We start from the raw sequence: 17,014 nt of genomic DNA on the forward strand, positions 1-17,014 counted from the left end.
GACGAAGCACCGGGCTGTCGAGGCATGTGGAAATCACGGACGGCGCGGCGGACTTCGGCACGGGTGCGTCCAGTGGGACGTCATGCCGATACGGGGCGGGGCGCGCCGGATCTCAGCGGCGGCACCGTCGTATGCAGTGGAGTTCTCGGGACCCTCAGGGCGTGCGGGGTCCCGGGAGTTCCGGGATTCCCCGGAACCTCAGGAGTCCTGGGTGTTCTGCGCGTTCTGGAATATTCGATGCGCTCTCTGTATTCCGGAGTTTCTTTCCGCTCTCGTCACTCTTGTCGTGCGCACCCACTGGTTCGCGCTGGCTCACGCCTGTTGTTCACGCTTTTTGTTCACGCGGAATTCAGCGGTTCGTCGGACGCGCGGTGAAGAGGCGCGCCGGTGGACCGACGGGCCGTGGCGACGGCCGTCGGCCGGAGTGCCGGCCCGCGCGGGGCGAATCGGAGCCGCGCGGGATCAGCGCGGCGCGCCGCGCCCGGCAGGGTCGGGGCCGGGCGGTGCGGGGCGTCCGTTCCCGGGCGCCGGTGCGGCGACGGCCGGGGTGGTTTCCCCTGGGTCGGTCACTGCTGCTCAGCCGGGTGCTCGACGGCCCGTCTCCGCTGGTCGCACCCTGCTCAGCGGCGCCCGCGGCACGCCCCTCCCGCGTCCAGAAGCCCCTTCGGCGGCCCGGCGCGCCCCCCCGACGCACCGGACGGCAGCGGTGCTCTTACGGCCGCCCCTCACGCACATCACGAACGTTCCGCCCCCTCCCGACTGCCGGCTGGTCCCCACCAACCGGATGCGCCGCACACGCCCCGGAGTCGATCAGCGGCAGCGCGTCGCAGGAACCACCGTACGTCGTTGAATTCGACGCACTACCCCGTTCGGGGAGTCTGTCCGAAAAACGGCGAGCCCACCCGGCGGGGGCCCAATTCTCCCCGGGGGCACGGAATTCGGCCGACGGCACCGATTTCTGCCGGGGGCATCGATGCAAAAAGGGGCGGCGACCGTGCGTTTGCTCCGTCATCGAGCTGTTACCGGGGGTGACGTCAGCCCCCTTCCCGCCATTTAGGCCGCGCTTCCGGGCCGCTACGGGCGGGACGGGACGGTACGGGATGTTTCTCGTGTGACGGATGTGACCGGGTGCCGCGCAGACGAGTTTCGGAAATTCACCCGGCATGGTCACGCGGCACGCGCCGCGGCCCCGTGACGGAGGTCCGACCCTTGGACCGGACCTTCCGTACGAACGGTCCGAACACATTTCGCACGCACATACGAGCAGGCCCGGACCGTCCGGTCCGGGCCTGCTCCCTGCGGGACTCCGCCCCGTCAGGCGCTCTGCCAGAGCGCCGGGACGTTCGGCGGCTCCCAGCCGGGCTGCGCCTGGTGACCCTGGAGGCAGCGGTAGGTCGTGCCGTTGTACGTGACGGTGGCGCCCGCCGCGTAGACGGTGCCCGCCGCCCAGGTGCCCTCACCGGGGCCGGGACCGGGGCCGGGGCCCGGGTCGTTGGTGGTCTTCAGCGTCAGGCCGTACGCCTGGAGCAGCGGGACGATCGGCTGGTGGTACGTCGTGCCGCCCTGCCTGCAGTTGCCCGAGCCGCCCGAGGTGACGCCCTGGGCCTGGCTGCCGGATATGAACGAGCCGCCGGAGTCGCCCGGTTCGGCGCAGACCGAGGTGCGGGTGACGCCGCTGATGGTGCCCTCGGGGTAGGTGACGCTGGTGTTGTGCTGCTGGATCGTGCCGCAGTGCCAGCCCGTGGTCGAGCCCGAGCGGCAGATGGAGGCGCCGACGGCGCCCTGCGTGGAGCCGGTGACCTGGACGTTCTGGCCGCCGGAGCCCTTCACGTACGGGGTCGCCGTCCAGTTGCTGTTCACCGAGACCCAGGCGATGTCGCGGCCCGGGAAGGTGGAGCCCTGGAAGCTGCCCTGGGCGACCTGGTTGTAGCCGGTCGTGGTGGTGCCCACCCGTCCGCAGTGGCCCGCCGTGGCGAAGCCCTGCTGGGTGCCCTTGGTGACGGGGAAGCCGATCGAGCAGCGACCCTGGCCGTTCATGTAGTACGCCTCGCCGCCCTTCAGGTCGTACAGCGGGACGGGCCGCTCGGCGGTGGCGCGGGTGCGCACGGTGCCGTCCGTGACCTTGGCCGCCTCGACGAGGGCGCGCGCGGCGGCGGGCTTCACGGCCTCGACGACCACCGAGTTGGTGGCCACGTCGACGTACCAGACGGGCGCGTCGAGGGTGTTGACCTTCTTGGCGGCCCGGTCCAGCTTCGCCTTGACCGCGTCCAGCTGGGCCAGCGAGTGGCGCACGACGACGGCCTCGGCGCCCTGCGCCTCGATGGCGGCGGCGTCGGCGGCGTCCGTGGTGGCGACGGTCAGCCGGGCGGAGTCGGCGCCGCTGACCCAGGCACCGGCGAAGTCCCGCCCGAGGTCCGCGCGGAGCGTGCCGGCGGCGGCGCCCGCCTCGGCCTCGTTGACCAGGCGCGCCTTGGCCTGGGCAGCGGTGAGACCGAGGTCGCGCTGCATGGCGCGGAGCAGTTCGGGAGACGCCTTGTCGGCGCCCATGGCCTGGGCGGCGGAGCGGACGGGCGGGGGCGCGGGCTGGGCTGCGGTCGCGTTCTGCGGCAGCACGGTCAGCGCGAGCGCGCCGACGGCTGCCAGCGCGGTACACGCGGCCGTGGCGTGTCTGCGGAGCATGGGGAGGTCTCCTACGGTTCGGGGATGGTGTGCCAAGAGGCCGGCGTCCCGTTCGGGGACCCCGGCCTCCCGTGGGGGGCGCTGTCGGTGAACCGACGCCGGTCGCCGGTGGATCGGCGGCGTGTCGGTAAATCGACGGGGGTTGTCGCACCGAAACCGTAGGCGCGGCTGGTGTGGCCTCAGAAGATGTCAGTCCGCCCCTTGCCCCGCGTTATGGAAGTCGCGTTTCCGGAAGTCGCCGCTGTGCCGCAGCGCCTCGGCGTGCGCCGCCCGCGCCTGGGTCAGCACGGCGGGCGCGGCCTGGGCCGTGCGGCCTCCCGCGCGCCAGCCCAGCAGATGGCGCCAGCTGAGCGGGGCGCCCGCCAGGGGTCTCTTCACCATTCCCGCGGTCGCGGGGAAGGAGGACCTGCACAGTCCGACGGCCCGGCCCACCTGGACGAGGTGGACGCAGGACGCGATGTCCGTCTCGTACAGCCGCGCGGGCGTGAAGCCGGAGCGGGCGCAGGCCGCGTAGAAGCAGTCGCCGAAGCAGCCGTCGCCCGGCACCGCGCTCCACTCCTCGTCCGCGAGGCAGGCCAGCGGGACCTCGCGGTGCCCGGCGAACGGATGGCCCTCGGCGAGCATGACGTGGACCTGGTCGACGGCGACCTCCCGCCACACCAGCCGGTCGCACTCCGGCGGCGGACTCGCCCCGCAGGCCCCGATCAGCGCGAAGTCCAGCCGCCCCTCGACGACCGACGCGGCGATCGCCCGCTCGGACCACGCGGTGTGGGTGGCCGCCACGGCGCGCGGGTGCGCACCGGCGAGCCGGTCGACGAGCCCGCCGAGGAGCGGCCCGTGGGTGGCGCCGATGCGCAGTCCGCCCGCGAGGCCGGGGCCCCGCCCGTCCGCGCGGGCGAACTGCACGGCCTCGCGCTGGAGTTCGCTGACGGCGGGCAGGACGATGCGGGCCCGGTCCAGGACGAGGTCCCCGAGTGCGGTGGCCCGCACCCCGTGTCTTCCGCGCTCGAAGAGGCGTCCGCCCAGGGTGTGTTCGATGCGCTTCAGCTGGGCGCTGAGCGCGGGCTGGGCGAGGCCGAGCGCGGTCGCGGCCTTCGTGAGGCTGCCCGCGTCGGCTATCGCCCTGAGCGTCTTGAGGTGCCGCAGCTCCAGGTCCATGGTTCGAGCTTCGCGGCCCGCCCGAGCAGGAGCAATACCCTGGTCCAGACCAATTGAAGCCGCCTGCGCGGAAAGGCACTTGGACCCCGGCTCCGGCCCGTGATCACGCCGTCCTCGTAGACCACGAGGTCCGTGAGGTGGTAGCCGCCGTTGCGGATGAAGGCGTGCCGCCGGACGCCGGGGACGCGTTCGCCGTCGACGGTGCGGTGAGTGAGGTCGCTGCCTGCCGTGCGGGCAGGCTACGCAATGGCCGGGCGCGCCCGTCTCACCAGTTCGAGCGCCTGCTGCGGGAACCAGGTCCCCGCGGGCGGGTCGACCGTGCCGCGCGCCGGGTCCCCCGGGCCCGGCGCGCCGCGCAGGCAGGGACCGTCCGACTCGCCGGGCGTCTTGATCCACAGGCGCGCGTCGTGCAGCGGCTCGCCGGTGCCGAGCGTGGGGCGGGCGCCGAGGCCGCGGCCCGGCGGGTTGCACCAGTCCTGCGGGTCCTTGTAGCGGCCGGCGGGCGGGGCCCAGGGGCCGCGGCCGTTGCGGCTCGAATCGGTGACGAAGGGCACGGTGCCCCGGGGCGCCTTGTCGAGGGGGCAGGTGCCCGGGGTGCCGCCGCGCCCGATGTGCGCCAGGCAGGAGGAGATCAGCTCGCCGTAGCGGGAGTTGGCCGCGTCGGTCTGGTAGTTGGAGACGTTGAGCGCGAAGCCCCTGGCGCGGGCGATCCCGGCCTTGCGCAGGCGCGGCGCGATGTTCCTGACCTCGTGCCAGGCGGCGTGGCCCGCGTCGAGGTAGACCCGGGTGCCGGGGAGCGGTTCGAGCCGGTCGACGGCGTGGTTCAGCTCGGCGTACCTGGCCGCGGTGCGCGCGCCGCCGGGGTCGGGGACCCCGCACTCGTCGGGGAGCAGCGCGAGGCCGTCGGGCTCCAGGACGACCAGGGCGCGCTCGCGGCCGATGCCGCGCGCGACGGCGTCGATCCAGTCGCGGTACTGGGCGCTGGTGGCGGCACCGCCGCCGGAGTAGCTGGCGCAGTCGCGGCCGGGGACGTTGTAGAGGACGAGGACGGGCACGGCGCGTCGCCGCGCGGCGTCCAGGACGACGCGCCGGGCGTCGCGCTCGGCCCGCGCGGGCGACTGCCCGGTGAGCCATTCGGCCTGCGGCGTACGGGCCATGGAGAGGACGCCCTGGGCGAGCACGACCTCCCCGCGGGCCGCGAGGTCGCGGGCCTGGGCGTACGCGGCGGGGTTGGCCGCGGGGGTGTGCAGCCGTTCGGGCGGGGCGGGGGCGCCGACCGGGGCCGGGGCGGACGGGGCGCCGGACAGCGGGGCGCCGAGCGGTGCGGGGGCGGGCGGGGCGAGCGCGAGGAACAGGGACGCGGCCAGGGCGAGAGGAAGTGCCATAGAGGCATTTGTACCGTTATGTCGGGTTCCAGCGTGGCAGGCGGCCACCGAATGCTCCAACCGGGCTTCCCTGCGCGGAAGTTGTATCCGGTGCCGGTGGCGCGCTATACGATCGTCCGACCACACGCCGGGCGGAGGAGAGTGCCTTGCACGAGCTGGAACTGCGCGTGGACCCCGGTCCCGGCGCCGCACCCGACCAGTTGGCTCGCCAGGTCAACAGCCTCTACCAGGACCTGCGCAGGCTCGGCGTCCTGCGCGTCGCCCGCAAGACCGCCGACGCCCCGGACGGGTCCATGGCGGGCGCGGGCCAGGAGCTGGGGGTGCTGGTGCTCAGCGGGGCGTTCTCCGCGGCCGCGATCAAGGCGCTCGGCAACGTGCTCGTCGCGTACGTCCAGCGTTCGAAGGCGCGCGGCGTCGAGTGGAGGATCGGCGAGGAGTCGGGGACGTACACCGCGCTCTCGGCCAAGGACCAGCACCTGCTGGTCCAGGCCGCCGCGGCCCGCATCGCGGCGGGCGACGGCAGCGCGGTGGCGACCACGTCGGACGACAGCGCGGAGCCGGGGGACGGACATGGCGGGGCGCCGCATCGCACTGCTGGTAGCGACTGACGGCTACCAGGACCCGGGGCTCAACCAGCTCCGCGCGCCGGCCCGCGGCGCGTCCGAGCTGGCGGCCCTGCTCGGCGACAGGACGATCGGCCGCTTCGACTACGTGCGCGAACTGCCGAACCGCCCCAAGGACGAGATCGAGACCGAGATCGAGGAGGTGCTGAGCGACCGCTCCCCCGAGGACCTGGTCCTGCTCTACTTCTCCTGCCACGGCATCAGGAACGACGCGGACCGGCTCTTCTTCGCGACGCTCGGCACCAAGCTCTCCCGCCCGCACACCACGGCGATCAGCGCCGCCTCCCTGCACAACCTGCTGGACGAGTGCGAGGCCAGGACCAAGATCGTGCTGCTCGACTGCTGCTACAGCGGGCTCTTCCACCGCGGCAGCAGCCCGATGTCGGCGGGCTCGGTCGACGTGGAGAAGGCCCTGGCGGGGCGCGGCACGTTCGTGATCACCGCCTCGACCGCCCTGGAGTACGCGTACGAGGGCGACCAGCTCACGATCGAGAACGCCCGCCCCGCGTCCCGCTTCACCGCCGCGGTGATCGAGGGGCTGAGCACCGGCCTCGCCGACATGAACCGGGACGGCGTCATCACCCCGGACGAGCTCTACACCTACGTGCACCAGACCGTCGTCAACCAGGCGGGCCCCGAACAGACCCCCACCAAGTCCGGCCAGTGCGAGGGCGACGTGCCGCTGGCGTACGCGCCGCGCATCGACCCGGGCGCGGGCCCGCACGCCGCGGCGGCGCGCGCCGACGAACTGCTGCTCGGCGCCCTGCTCCCGCCGCCCGTCGACACCCTGGACCGGGGCTTCACCTGCGACGCCTGGGAGGGCTCCGCGCGGCTGCTGGTGCCGATCGGCCGCACGGAGGCGGGCCGCGGCACGCCCGAGCCGATGTGCCTGGACTTCTCCAGCCGGGACGGCAACGCGGCGGTGGTCGGCAAGCTGGGCAGCGGCAAGACGACGCTGCTGCGGAGCATCGTGCTGTCGCTCGCGCTGACCCACACCCCGCACGAAGCGGAGTTCTACCTGCTGGAGGGCGCGGTCAACCGGCTCGCGGTGCTGCGCTCGATGCCGCACGTCAAGCTGGTCGCCGCGCCGCACGAAGGGCAGGCGGTCCGGGGCATCCTGACGGCCGTGCAGGAAGCGATCGTCGCGCGCAGGACGCTCTTCCGCGACCGGGGCATCGACTCCGTCGAGGAGTTCCGCGACCTGCGCGCCACCGGCGCCCTGCCCAGCGGCGCGGGCAGCGACATCTTCCTCGTGGTCGACGGCTGGATGGACTTCCACTGGGAGGACCGCGGGTTCGCCGCGCAGATCCACCGGCTGGCCAACACCGGGCTCAACTACGGGGTGCACCTCTTCGCCTCGGCCCGCCGCTGGAGCGACTTCGACGCCGACCTGCTCGGCCTGCTCGGCACGCGTGTCGAGCTGGCGCTGGACGACCCGGCCGAGTCCCAGGTCGACCCGGCGCTCGCGGCGAGCGTCGGGGTCGGCTGGGCGCTGTCCAGGCGCCGCCGCTTCCGGGTCGCCGTGCCCCGCATGGAGGAGGCGGCGAACCCGTCGGACGCCCGCAGGTCGATGGCCGGGACGCTGGCCAGGATGCGGGAGAAGTGGCAGGTCCAGGAGGGGCAGGAGGAGGACGGGGACGCGCGGGAGCAGCCCGCGGGGCCCCTGTCGTTCGCCGACCTGCTGGACATCGGCGAGGTGGCCGAGCTGGACGCGGACCGCGTCTGGCGGCCCCTGCCGCCCGGGGAGCGGCTGCGGGTGCCGCTCGGCGTCGGCGAGGACGGCACCGCGGTCGTGCTGGACCTGGGCGAGAGCGCCCGGGACGGCATGGGGCCGCACGGACTGTGCGTGGGGGCCACCGGGTCGGGCAAGTCGGAGCTGCTGCGCACGCTGGTGCTCGGGCTCGCCGTGAAGCACTCCCCCGAGCAGCTCAACCTGCTGCTGCTGGACGTCAAGGGCGGCGCGACCTTCCTCGGCCTGGACGAACTGCCGCACGTGTCGGCCGTGATCACCGACCTCGCGGCCGAGCCCGCGCTGGTGGACCGGCTCGCCCTGGCCCTCGAAGGCGAGTTGACGCGCCGCCAGGACCTGCTGCTCGCCACGGGCAACTACGCCGACCGCGCCGACTACGAGGAGGCGCGCGCCGCGGGGGAACCGCTGGAGCCGCTCCCCGCGCTGCTCCTGGTCATCGACGAGTTCTCCGAACTGCTCGCGCTCAGGCCCGACTTCATCGACCTGCTCGTCACGACGGGCCAGGTCGGACGCTCGGTCGGGGTGCACATGCTGCTCGCCTCGCAGCGCCTGGAGGAGGGCCAGCTGCGCGGGCTCGACACCCACCTCTCGTACCGCATCGCCCTGCGGACGGTCTCCGCGTCCGACTCGCGGGCCGTGCTGGGCCTGCCCGACGCGTACCACCTGCCGAAGGAGCCCGGCGTCGGCTACCTCAGGCACCGCTCGCAGGACCCGGTGCGCTTCAAGGCGGCGTACGTCTCCGGGCTCCACGGCCCCGCCGAAGGGCCCCGTCCGCGCAGCCTGCTGGACACCGCGGTGGAGCGGCTGGCCGGCAAGGGCACCAGTGCCCACCCGATCTGGCTGCGCCCCCTGGGCGAGTCGAAGCCGGTCGGCGAACTGCTGGGGCCGCTGCGGGTGTCGGCCGAGCGCGGCGTGCACGCGGCCGACGCCCGGTTGCGGGGCACCCTCCAGGTGCCGGTGGGCGTCCTGGACGACCCGTTCCACCAGCGGAACGAACCGCTGTACCTGGACTTCTCCGGCGAGGCGGCGCACGGGCTGGTCGTGGGCGCGGCGCACTCCGGCAAGTCGACGCTGCTGCGGACGCTCGTCTCGTCGTTCGCGCTCACCCACACGCCGTCCGAAGTGCAGTTCTACTGCCTCGACTTCGGCGGCAGCGGACTGCACTCCGTCCAGGAGCTGCCGCACGTCGGCGGCGTGGCGTCCCGGCTCGACACGGAGCTGGTGCGGCGCACGGTCGCCGAGATCTCCGGGCTCCTGGAGGCCCGCGAGGAGCTGTTCGGGAGCCGCTCCATCCACTCCATGGCGGAGTACCGGCGGATGCGGGCGGCCGGCGAGCTGTCCGGCGAGAGCTGGGGCGACGTCTTCCTGGTGATCGACGGCTGGGGCACCTTCAAGAACGACTTCGAGCAGCTGGCGCTGGAGCAGGTCGTCATCGACATCGCGGACCGCGGCCGGGGGTACGGCATCCACCTCGTGCTGAGCGCCGTGCGCTACGGCGAGCTGCGCGCGGCGCTGCGCGAGCTGCTCGTCAACCGGGTGGAGCTGAGGCTCGGCGACCCGGCGGAGTCGGAGATCGACCGCGGGAAGGCGGCGCTCGTCCCGGCCGCCGCGCCCGGCAGGGGGCTTTCGCAGTCGAAGCACGAGCTCCTCGTCGCGCTGCCCACGCTCGACGCGCCGGGCCCGCCCGCGGTCGCGGCGACGGTCGCGCTGGCGCGCACGGTGCGGGAGAACTGGCCGGGCGCGGAGGCGCCCCCGGTGCGGATGCTGCCGACGCTGCTGCCCAGTTCGGAGCTGTCCCTGACGGCGCCCAGGCCCCCGCGCGGGTTCGTCCCGCTCGGCATGGACGAGACCACGCTCGCGCCGGTCGGGGTGAACTTCGAGACCGATCCGTACCTGCTGGTGCTCGGCGAGAGCGAGTCGGGCAAGTCCTCGCTGCTGCGGCTCGTCGCCCAGCAGATCAGCCAGCAGTACGCGCCGGAGCAGGCCCGGCTCGTGGTGGTCGACTACCGGCACTCGCTCTTCGGCGACCTGCCGCGGTCCCACCTCGACGAGTACTGCATGACCGCGCAGAAGTTCCAGGAGCAGGCGGCGGCCCTGGTCCGGCAGTGCCACGAGCGGATGCCGGGCAGCGACATCACTCCGCGGGAGCTGCGGGAGCGCAGCTGGTACGACGGGCCCGACACGTTCCTGCTCATCGACGACTACGACCTGCTCGCCGCGGGCCGCCTGCCGCTCGACCCGCTGCGGGAGTTCCTGGTCTTCGGCCGGGACCTGGGCCTGCGGATCGTGGTGACGCACAGTTCGGTGGGGGCGTCGCGGGCGCTGTACGACCCGTTCCTCCAGTCGCTGCGCCAGATGGGCCCGCAGGGCGTCCTGCTGTCGGGCGACCCGTCGGAGGGCGCGCTGCTGGGGACGGCGCGCCCGAGCCGGCAGCCGCCGGGGCGGGGGACGCTGGTGACGCGGGCGCACGGGAACCGCCAGGTGCAACTGGCGTACCACCCCTCGCACTCGGGGCCGGAGTAGCGGGCGGGGAGGCCGGGCGGGCGCGTACGGGCCCTACGCCACCGACCCGATCCGCCCCGCGGCCTCCGTGCCGTCGTGGTGGATGGGCGTGTGCGCCCCGGTGAGCGACACCCCGCTCCCGCCCCGCCGGTTCGCCACGATCTCCGCGCCGATCGACAGCGCGACCTCCTCCGGCGTCCGCGCCCCGAGGTCGAGGCCGATGGGCGACCGCAGCCGCGCGAGTTCGAGCTCGCCGACCCCCGCCTCCCGCAACCGCCGGTTGCGGTCCTCGTGGGTCCGCCGCGACCCCATCGCGCCGACGTAGGCGACCGGCAGCCGCAGCGCCGCCTCCAGCAGCGGCACGTCGAACTTGGCGTCGTGCGTCAGCACGCACAGCACGGTCCGCCCGTCCGTCTCCGTCCCCGCCAGGTAGCGGTGCGGCCAGTCCACGACGACCTCGTCCGCGTCGGGGAAGCGCGCGGCCGTCGCGAAGACGGGCCTGGCGTCGCACACGGTCACCCGGTACCCGAGGAACTTCCCCACCCTGACCAGCGCGGACGCGAAGTCTATGGCCCCGAAGACGATCATCCGGGGCGCCGGGACGCTCGACTCGACCAGCAGCGTGAGCGGCCGCCCGCAGAGCGTCCCGTCCTCCCCGAAGGTCACCGTCGCGGTGCGCCCCGCGTCCAGCAGCGCGCCCGCCTCGGCCGCCGCCACCCGGTCCAGCGCGGGGTGTCCCCCGAGGGTCCCGGTGTACGAGCCGCCGGGACGGACCAGCAGGGCGCGCCCGACCAGTTCGTCGGGCCCCTCGGTGATCCGGGCGAGGGCGAGGGCGGCGGCCCCGTCCCCGGCGGCGACGGCGGCGACGGCCGCCGCGACCACCTCGCGGTGCGGCGAGTCCTGCCGTACCGGAGTGATCAGGATGTCGATCACCCCGCCGCAGGTCAGCCCCACCGCGAACGCGTCGTCGTCGCTGTACCCGAAGCGCTCGACCACGGACTCGCCGCTCTCGATCGCCGCCCGGCACAGCTCGTACACCGCGCCCTCCACACACCCTCCGGAGACCGAGCCGATCGCCGTGCCTTCGCTGTCGACGGCGAGCGCCGCGCCCGGCTGCCGGGGCGCGCTGCCGCCGACCGCCACGACCGTGGCGACGGCGAACGCACGGCCCTGCTCGACCCACCGGCTCAGCTCGTCGGCGATGTCCAGCATGTCGGTCTCCTTCGGTGTGCGGAGGCGGGAGAGGCGTACGCACCTCCAGTGAACCCCCTAGCGGACGCCCAGCCAGCTCTCGATGGGGCTGAGCGCGAAGTACACGATGAAGATCACCGCGAGGCCCCACATGAACGCCCCGATCTCGCGGGCCCTGCCCTGGGCGGTCTTGATCGCCACGTAGGAGATGACGCCCGCGGCGACACCGGTGGTGATGGTGTACGTGAAGGGCATCAGCACCACGGTCAGGAAGACCGGGACGGCCACGGACCGGTCGGCCCAGTCCACGTGCCGGGCGTTCTGCATCATCATGGCGCCGATCACCACGAGCGCGGCGGACGCCACCTCGGCGGGGACGATCGCCGTGACGGGGGTGAAGAAGAGGCAGGCGGCGAAGAAGAGGCCGGTGACGACCGAGGCGAGGCCCGTACGGGCGCCCTCGCCGACGCCGGTCGCGGACTCGACGAACACCGTCTGGCCCGAGCCGCCCGCGACGCCGCCGATCGCACCGCCCGCGCCGTCGATGAACAGCGCCTTGGACAGGCCCGGCATGCGGCCCTTGTCATCGGCGAGCTTCGCCTCCGTGCCGACGCCGATGATGGTGGCCATCGCGTCGAAGAAGCCGGCCAGCACCAGGGTGAAGACGATCATGCCGACGGTCATCGCGCCGACCTCGCCCCAGCCGCCGAACTCGACGTCGCCGAAGAGCGAGAAGTCCGGGGACGAGACCGCGCTGCCGGTCAGCTCCGGCGGGCCGCTGCTCCAGGACTTGGGGTCGATGTCGCCGACCTTGTTGATCACGAAGGCGACGGCGGTGCCCGCGACGATGCCGATCAGGATCGCGCCGGGGACGTTCCGTGCCTGGAGCATGAAGATCACCAGGAGGGTGACCGAGAAGATCAGCACGGGCCAGCCCGCGAGTTCGCCCGCGGGGCCCAGGGTGACGGGACCGCCGCCCGGCGCCGGGTTCTCGTGCACGAAGCCGGACTTCACCAGGCCGATCAGGGCGATGAAGAGGCCGATGCCCATCGTGATGCCGTGCTTGAGCGCGAGCGGGATCGCGTTCATGATCATCTCGCGGAGGCCGGTCACCACCAGGAGGCAGATCACCACGCCGTACATGACGCACATCGCCATGGCCTGGCCCCAGGTCATCTCGGGGGCGACCTGCGAGGCGAGCACGCCCGAGACGCTGAGTCCGGCCGCGAGCGCGAGCGGGACCTTGCCGACGAAGCCCATGAGGAGCGTCGTGGCGGCCGCGGCGAGCGCCGTCGCGGTGATCAGCCCCGGCTGGCTGAGGACGTTCCCTTCGACGTCCTTGCCGCCCAGGATGAGCGGATTGAGCAGCAGGATGTACGCCATGGCCATGAAGGTCGTGACGCCGCCGCGGACCTCGCGCGCGACCGTCGATCCGCGCTCGGATATGTGGAAGTACCGATCGAGCCAAGACCTGCCGGCGGGGATGCGGGAGCCGTCTCCCGCGTCTTCGGCAGTGGTCTTCGGCTCCACTGACTGCTGGGTCATGGTGCCTGTCTCCCAAGGTTCACAGGGGCATCCGCACTGACGCGTGCGGAATTTGGGATGGTGCGTGGCTGCACGACCCGGGGGACGGCCCGAGACGAACGGGGGTAACGCATGGGTGGGGGGAACTCCGGGCGGTGCGTCACGGCGGAAGTGTGACGTTCCTTGGAGGCACGGCCGCACCGCCCGGAGGGATCGAGGGGCCGGTCAGGTGCCCGTCAGGTGCTCGGGGCGGACCGGCGTCCGGTTCAGCTCCAGACCCGTCGCCGCCCGGACCGCCGCGAGGACGGCCGGGGTGGAGGAGAGGGTCGGGGCCTCGCCGATGCCGCGCAGCCCGTACGGCGCGTGCTCGTCGGCGAGTTCCAGCACGTCGACGGGGATGGTCGGCGTGTCGAGGATGGTGGGGATGAGGTAGTCCGTGAAGGAGGGGTTGCGCACCTTCGCGGTCTTCGGGTCGACGATGATCTCCTCCATCACCGCGACGCCGAGGCCCTGGGTCGTGCCGCCCTGGATCTGGCCGACGACGGAGAGCGGGTTGAGCGCCTTGCCGACGTCCTGGGCGCAGGCCAGTTCGATGACCTTGACCAGCCCCAGCTCGGTGTCGACCTCGACGACCGCGCGGTGCGCGGCGAAGGAGTACTGGACGTGGCCGTTGCCCTGTCCCGTACGCAGGTCGAACGCCTCGGTGGGCCGGTGGCGCCACTCCAGCTCGACGTCGACGGCCTCGTCCTCCAGCACGTCCGCCAGGTCGGCCAGCACCTCGCCGCCGTCGGTCACCACCTTGCCGCCCTCCAGGAGCAGTTCGGCGGTGGCCCACGCGGGGTGGTGGCTGCCGAACTTGGCGCGGCCGAGTTCGAGCACCTTCTCGCGGACGGCCTCGCAGGAGTTCTTGACCGCGCCGCCCGTGACGTAGGTCTGGCGGGAGGCGGAGGTCGAGCCCGCGCTGCCCACCCGGGTGTCGGCCGGGTGGATCGTCACCTGCGCGACGCCCAGCTCGGTGCGGGCGATCTGGGCGTGGACGGTGACGCCGCCCTGCCCGACCTCCGCCATCGCGGTGTGCACGGTGGCGACGGGCTCGCCGCCGACGACCTCCATGCGCACCCGCGCGGTGGAGTAGTCGTCGAAGCCCTCGGAGAAGCCGACGTTCTTGATGCCGACCGCGTAGCCGACGCCCCGCACGACGCCCTCGCCGTGCGTGGTGTTGGACAGGCCGCCGGGCAGGGCCCGGACGTCCGCGCCCTCGGTGGTGACCCACTGCCGCTCGGGCGGCAGCGGCATCGCCTTGACGCGGCGCAGCAGTTCGGCGACGGGGGCGGGCGAGTCGACGGGCTGGCCCGTCGGCATGATCGTGCCCTGTTCCATGGCGTTGAGCCGCCGGAACTCCACCGGGTCCAGGCCGACCGCCTTGGCCAGCTTGTCCATCTGCGCCTCGTAGGCGAAGCACGCCTGGACCGCGCCGAAGCCGCGCATCGCGCCGCAGGGCGGGTTGTTGGTGTAGAGGCCGACGGCCTCGATCTCGACGTCGTCGATGACGTAGGGGCCCGCGGCGAGCGAGGCGGCGTTGCCGACGACGGCCGGGGTGGCCGACGCGTAGGCGCCGCCGTCCAGGACGATCCGGCACCGCATGTGGGTGAGCTTGCCGTCCTTGGTGGCGCCGTGCTCGTACCAGAGCTTGGCGGGGTGCCGGTGGACGTGGCCGAAGAAGGACTCGAAGCGGTTGTAGACCATCTTGACCGGCTTGCCGGTGCGCAGCGCGAGCAGGCAGGCGGGGATCTGCATGGAGAGGTCCTCGCGGCCGCCGAAGGCGCCGCCGACGCCGGAGAGCGTCATCCGGACCTTGTCGACCGGCAGGCCGAGGACCGGGGCGATCTGCCAGAGGTCGGAGTGCAGCCACTGGGTGGCGACGTAGAGGTCGACGCCGCCGTCCTCGGCCGGGACGGCGAGGCCGGACTCGGGGCCGAGGAAGGCCTGGTCCTGCATGCCGAAGGTGTACTCCCCCGAGACCACGAAGTCGGCCCTCGCGGCGGCCCCGTCGGCGTCGCCCCGCACGATCGGCTGGCGGTGCACGATGTTGGGGTGGCTGACGTGGCCGGCGTGGTGGTCGTCGCGGCCGGGGTGGATGACCGGCGCGTCGGGGGCGAGCGCCGAGGCCTCGTCGGTGACGACGGGCAGCTCGCGGTACTCCACCTTGATCTTGGCGGCGGCGCGGCGCGCGGTCTCCGGGTGGTCGGCGGCGATCGCGGCGACCGGCTCGCCGTGGTGGCGGACGCGGCCGTGGGCGAAGACGGGGGTGTCCTTGAACTCCAGGCCGTACGTCTTCACCTCCGTGGGCAGGTCGTCGTAGGTGAGGACCGCGTAGACGCCGTCCATCGCCAGCGCCTCGCTGGTGTCGATGGAGACGATCTCGGCGTGCGCGACGGTGGAGCGCAGCAGCTGGCCCCAGAGCATGTCCTCGTGCCACATGTCGGAGGAGTACGCGAACTCGCCGGTGACCTTGAGGGTGCCGTCGGGGCGGAGCGTCGACTCGCCGATGCCGCCCTTGGTCCCCGAGCCCTGCTTGATGCCGGTGGGGATGCCGGTGGTGCCCATCAGACCGCGCCTTCCTGGAGTCCGTGCCGGTCCTGGCGGGCCGCCGCGAGGCGCACGGCGTCCAGGATCTTCTCGTAGCCGGTGCAGCGGCAGAGGTTGCCCGACAGCGCCTCGCGGATGTCCGCGTCGGACGGCTCGGCGTTGCGCTCCAGCAGCTCGTCGGCGGCGACGAGCAGGCCGGGGGTGCAGAAGCCGCACTGGACGGCGCCCGCGTCGATGAACGCCTGCTGGACGGGGGACAGGGCCGTCTGCTCGCCCGTCAGGCCGTCGCCGGGCTTGGACCGCCAGCGCTGGGCGGCGTCCAGCGAGACGCCGCAGGCGCCCGATGCGCAGCCGCCGCCGGGGTGGGCGTCCTCGCGATGGGCGGCGTAGTCCGCCAGGCCCTCGACGGTGACGACCTCGCGGCCCTCGACCTGTCCGGCGGCCACCAGGCAGGAGCAGACCGGGACGCCGTCGAGGCGGACCGTACAGGAACCGCATTCGCCCTGTTCACAGGCGTTCTTCGAGCCGGGCAGGCCCATGCGCTCGCGGAGCACGTACAGCAGGGACTCGCCCTCCCAGACGTCGTCGGCTTCCTGCTGACGGCCGTTGACCGTGAAGTTCACGCGCATTATGCGACTCCCTCGATGCTGCGGCCGTTGCCGCGGTACGACTCCCACGTCCAGCCGAGCGTGCGGCGGGCCATGACCCCGACGGCGTGGCGGCGGTAGCTCGCGGTACCGCGCACGTCGTCGATGGGGTTGGCCGCGCCGGACGCCAGCGCCGCGAACTGCTTGGCGATCGACGGGGTGATGATCTTCCGGCTCTCCCAGAAGCCGCCCTCGTCGAGCGCGGCGTTCAGGAACTCCTCGGCGGCCTTCGCCCGGATGGGGGTCGGGGCGGCCGAGCCGATGCCGGTGCGGACCGTGCGGGTCCCGGGGTGCAGCGCGAGGCCGAACGCGCAGACGGCGATGACCATGGCGTTGCGGGTGCCGACCTTGGAGTACTGCTGCGGTCCGTCCGCCTTCTTGACGTGCACGGCGCGGATCAGCTCGTCGGGGGCGAGCGCGTTGCGCTTCACGCCGGTGTAGAAGGCGTCGATCGGGATGCGGCGCGAGCCGCGCACCGACTCGGCCTCGACCTCGGCGCCCGCGGCGAGCAGCGCCGGGTGGGCGTCGCCCGCGGGGGACGCGGTGCCGAGGTTGCCGCCGACGCCGCCGCGGTTGCGGATCTGCGGGGAGGCGACGGTGTGCGAGGCGAGCGCCAGGCCGGGCAGCTCGGCCCGCAGGTTCTCCATGATCCTGGTGTACGGGACGGAGGCGCCGAGCCGTACGCTCTCCTCGCCCACCTCCCACTCCTCCAGCTCGCCGATGCGGTTGAGGTCCAGGAGGTGCTCGGGCCTGCGGTGGTCGAAGTTGATCTCGACCATCACGTCGGTGCCGCCCGCGATGGGCACGGCGGTGGGGTGCTCGGCCTTGGCGGCGAGCGCCTCCTCCCAGCTGGCGGGGCGAAGGAAGTCCATAAGAGGCTCTCTTCTTCTCAATCGTGGGACGTTCGTCGCTGGGGCCCGGGACGGCCGGCCCTCGACTGGATCTTTCCCGTGCTGTGCTCTTCAG

10 protein-coding genes are annotated in these 17,014 nt (G+C 73.3%); 2 read left to right on the plus strand and 8 right to left on the minus strand.

Features of this window, described 5'->3' with window-relative positions:
• Positions 1 to 1,314: 1,314 nt before the first annotated feature.
• The 3 genes from ACIBNE_RS35705 to ACIBNE_RS35715 all read right to left on the minus strand — a co-directional run bounded on the left by ACIBNE_RS35705 (position 1,315) and on the right by ACIBNE_RS35715 (position 5,222).
• Positions 1,315 to 2,679: a carbohydrate-binding protein gene (locus tag ACIBNE_RS35705; protein ID WP_399279197.1), complete on the minus strand. Its 1,365-nt coding sequence runs from the start codon at positions 2,677 to 2,679 to the stop codon at positions 1,315 to 1,317.
• A gap of 189 nt (positions 2,680 to 2,868) precedes the next feature.
• Positions 2,869 to 3,837 carry a LysR substrate-binding domain-containing protein gene (locus ACIBNE_RS35710; RefSeq protein ID WP_399279199.1) on the minus strand — a complete coding sequence of 323 codons (969 nt, stop codon included), beginning with the start codon at positions 3,835 to 3,837 and terminating at the stop codon, positions 2,869 to 2,871.
• Positions 3,838 to 4,076: 239 nt separating this feature from the next.
• Positions 4,077 to 5,222 carry a glycoside hydrolase family 6 protein gene (locus ACIBNE_RS35715; RefSeq protein ID WP_399279201.1) on the minus strand — a complete coding sequence of 382 codons (1,146 nt, stop codon included), beginning with the start codon at positions 5,220 to 5,222 and terminating at the stop codon, positions 4,077 to 4,079.
• Positions 5,223 to 5,368: 146 nt separating this feature from the next.
• On the opposite strand from ACIBNE_RS35715, the gene ACIBNE_RS35720 reads away from it, so the two are divergent.
• Entirely contained in the window at positions 5,369 to 5,830 is a 462-nt protein-coding gene (locus ACIBNE_RS35720; RefSeq protein ID WP_399279203.1) for a hypothetical protein, read from the plus strand.
• Complete coding sequence (eccCb, locus tag ACIBNE_RS35725; RefSeq protein WP_399279205.1) at positions 5,793 to 10,118, plus strand: type VII secretion protein EccCb; 4,326 nt, start codon at positions 5,793 to 5,795, stop codon at positions 10,116 to 10,118. The genes ACIBNE_RS35720 and eccCb overlap by 38 nt, the downstream gene beginning before the upstream one ends.
• Positions 10,119 to 10,151: 33 nt before the next feature.
• Here the strand turns inward: eccCb and ACIBNE_RS35730 are convergent, their stop codons facing one another.
• The 5 genes from ACIBNE_RS35730 to ACIBNE_RS35750 form a co-directional block, all read right to left on the minus strand.
• Complete coding sequence (locus ACIBNE_RS35730; protein ID WP_399279207.1) at positions 10,152 to 11,309, minus strand: XdhC family protein; 1,158 nt, start codon at positions 11,307 to 11,309, stop codon at positions 10,152 to 10,154.
• 57 nt (positions 11,310 to 11,366) lie between these two features.
• Complete coding sequence (locus tag ACIBNE_RS35735; RefSeq protein WP_399279209.1) at positions 11,367 to 12,833, minus strand: NCS2 family permease; 1,467 nt, start codon at positions 12,831 to 12,833, stop codon at positions 11,367 to 11,369.
• Between the two features lie 204 nt (positions 12,834 to 13,037).
• Positions 13,038 to 15,419, minus strand: coding sequence for a xanthine dehydrogenase family protein molybdopterin-binding subunit (locus ACIBNE_RS35740; protein WP_399279211.1), 2,382 nt, complete (start codon positions 15,417 to 15,419; stop codon positions 13,038 to 13,040).
• Complete coding sequence (locus tag ACIBNE_RS35745; protein ID WP_399279213.1) at positions 15,419 to 16,030, minus strand: (2Fe-2S)-binding protein; 612 nt, start codon at positions 16,028 to 16,030, stop codon at positions 15,419 to 15,421. Before ACIBNE_RS35745 ends, ACIBNE_RS35740 begins: the two co-directional genes overlap by 1 nt.
• Complete coding sequence (locus ACIBNE_RS35750) at positions 16,030 to 16,920, minus strand: FAD binding domain-containing protein (protein ID WP_399279215.1); 891 nt, start codon at positions 16,918 to 16,920, stop codon at positions 16,030 to 16,032. Before ACIBNE_RS35750 ends, ACIBNE_RS35745 begins: the two co-directional genes overlap by 1 nt.
• Positions 16,921 to 17,014 lie beyond the last annotated feature (94 nt).

This window comes from Streptomyces sp. NPDC050504 (assembly GCF_044458065.1).
Taxonomy (GTDB): domain Bacteria; phylum Actinomycetota; class Actinomycetes; order Streptomycetales; family Streptomycetaceae; genus Streptomyces.

What these genes read in the sequence shown, in the direction of transcription:
- ACIBNE_RS35705 (WP_399279197.1), bottom strand. Translation starts at nt 2,679, where the DNA reads ATGCTCCGCAGACACGCCACGGCCGCGTGTACCGCGCTGGCAGCCGTC.
- ACIBNE_RS35710 (WP_399279199.1), bottom strand. Translation starts at nt 3,837, where the DNA reads ATGGACCTGGAGCTGCGGCACCTCAAGACGCTCAGGGCGATAGCCGAC.
- ACIBNE_RS35715 (WP_399279201.1), bottom strand. Translation starts at nt 5,222, where the DNA reads ATGGCACTTCCTCTCGCCCTGGCCGCGTCCCTGTTCCTCGCGCTCGCC.
- eccCb (WP_399279205.1), top strand. Translation starts at nt 5,793, where the DNA reads ATGGCGGGGCGCCGCATCGCACTGCTGGTAGCGACTGACGGCTACCAG.
- ACIBNE_RS35730 (WP_399279207.1), bottom strand. Translation starts at nt 11,309, where the DNA reads ATGCTGGACATCGCCGACGAGCTGAGCCGGTGGGTCGAGCAGGGCCGT.
- ACIBNE_RS35735 (WP_399279209.1), bottom strand. Translation starts at nt 12,833, where the DNA reads ATGACCCAGCAGTCAGTGGAGCCGAAGACCACTGCCGAAGACGCGGGA.
- ACIBNE_RS35740 (WP_399279211.1), bottom strand. Translation starts at nt 15,419, where the DNA reads ATGGGCACCACCGGCATCCCCACCGGCATCAAGCAGGGCTCGGGGACC.
- ACIBNE_RS35745 (WP_399279213.1), bottom strand. Translation starts at nt 16,030, where the DNA reads ATGCGCGTGAACTTCACGGTCAACGGCCGTCAGCAGGAAGCCGACGAC.
- ACIBNE_RS35750 (WP_399279215.1), bottom strand. Translation starts at nt 16,920, where the DNA reads ATGGACTTCCTTCGCCCCGCCAGCTGGGAGGAGGCGCTCGCCGCCAAG.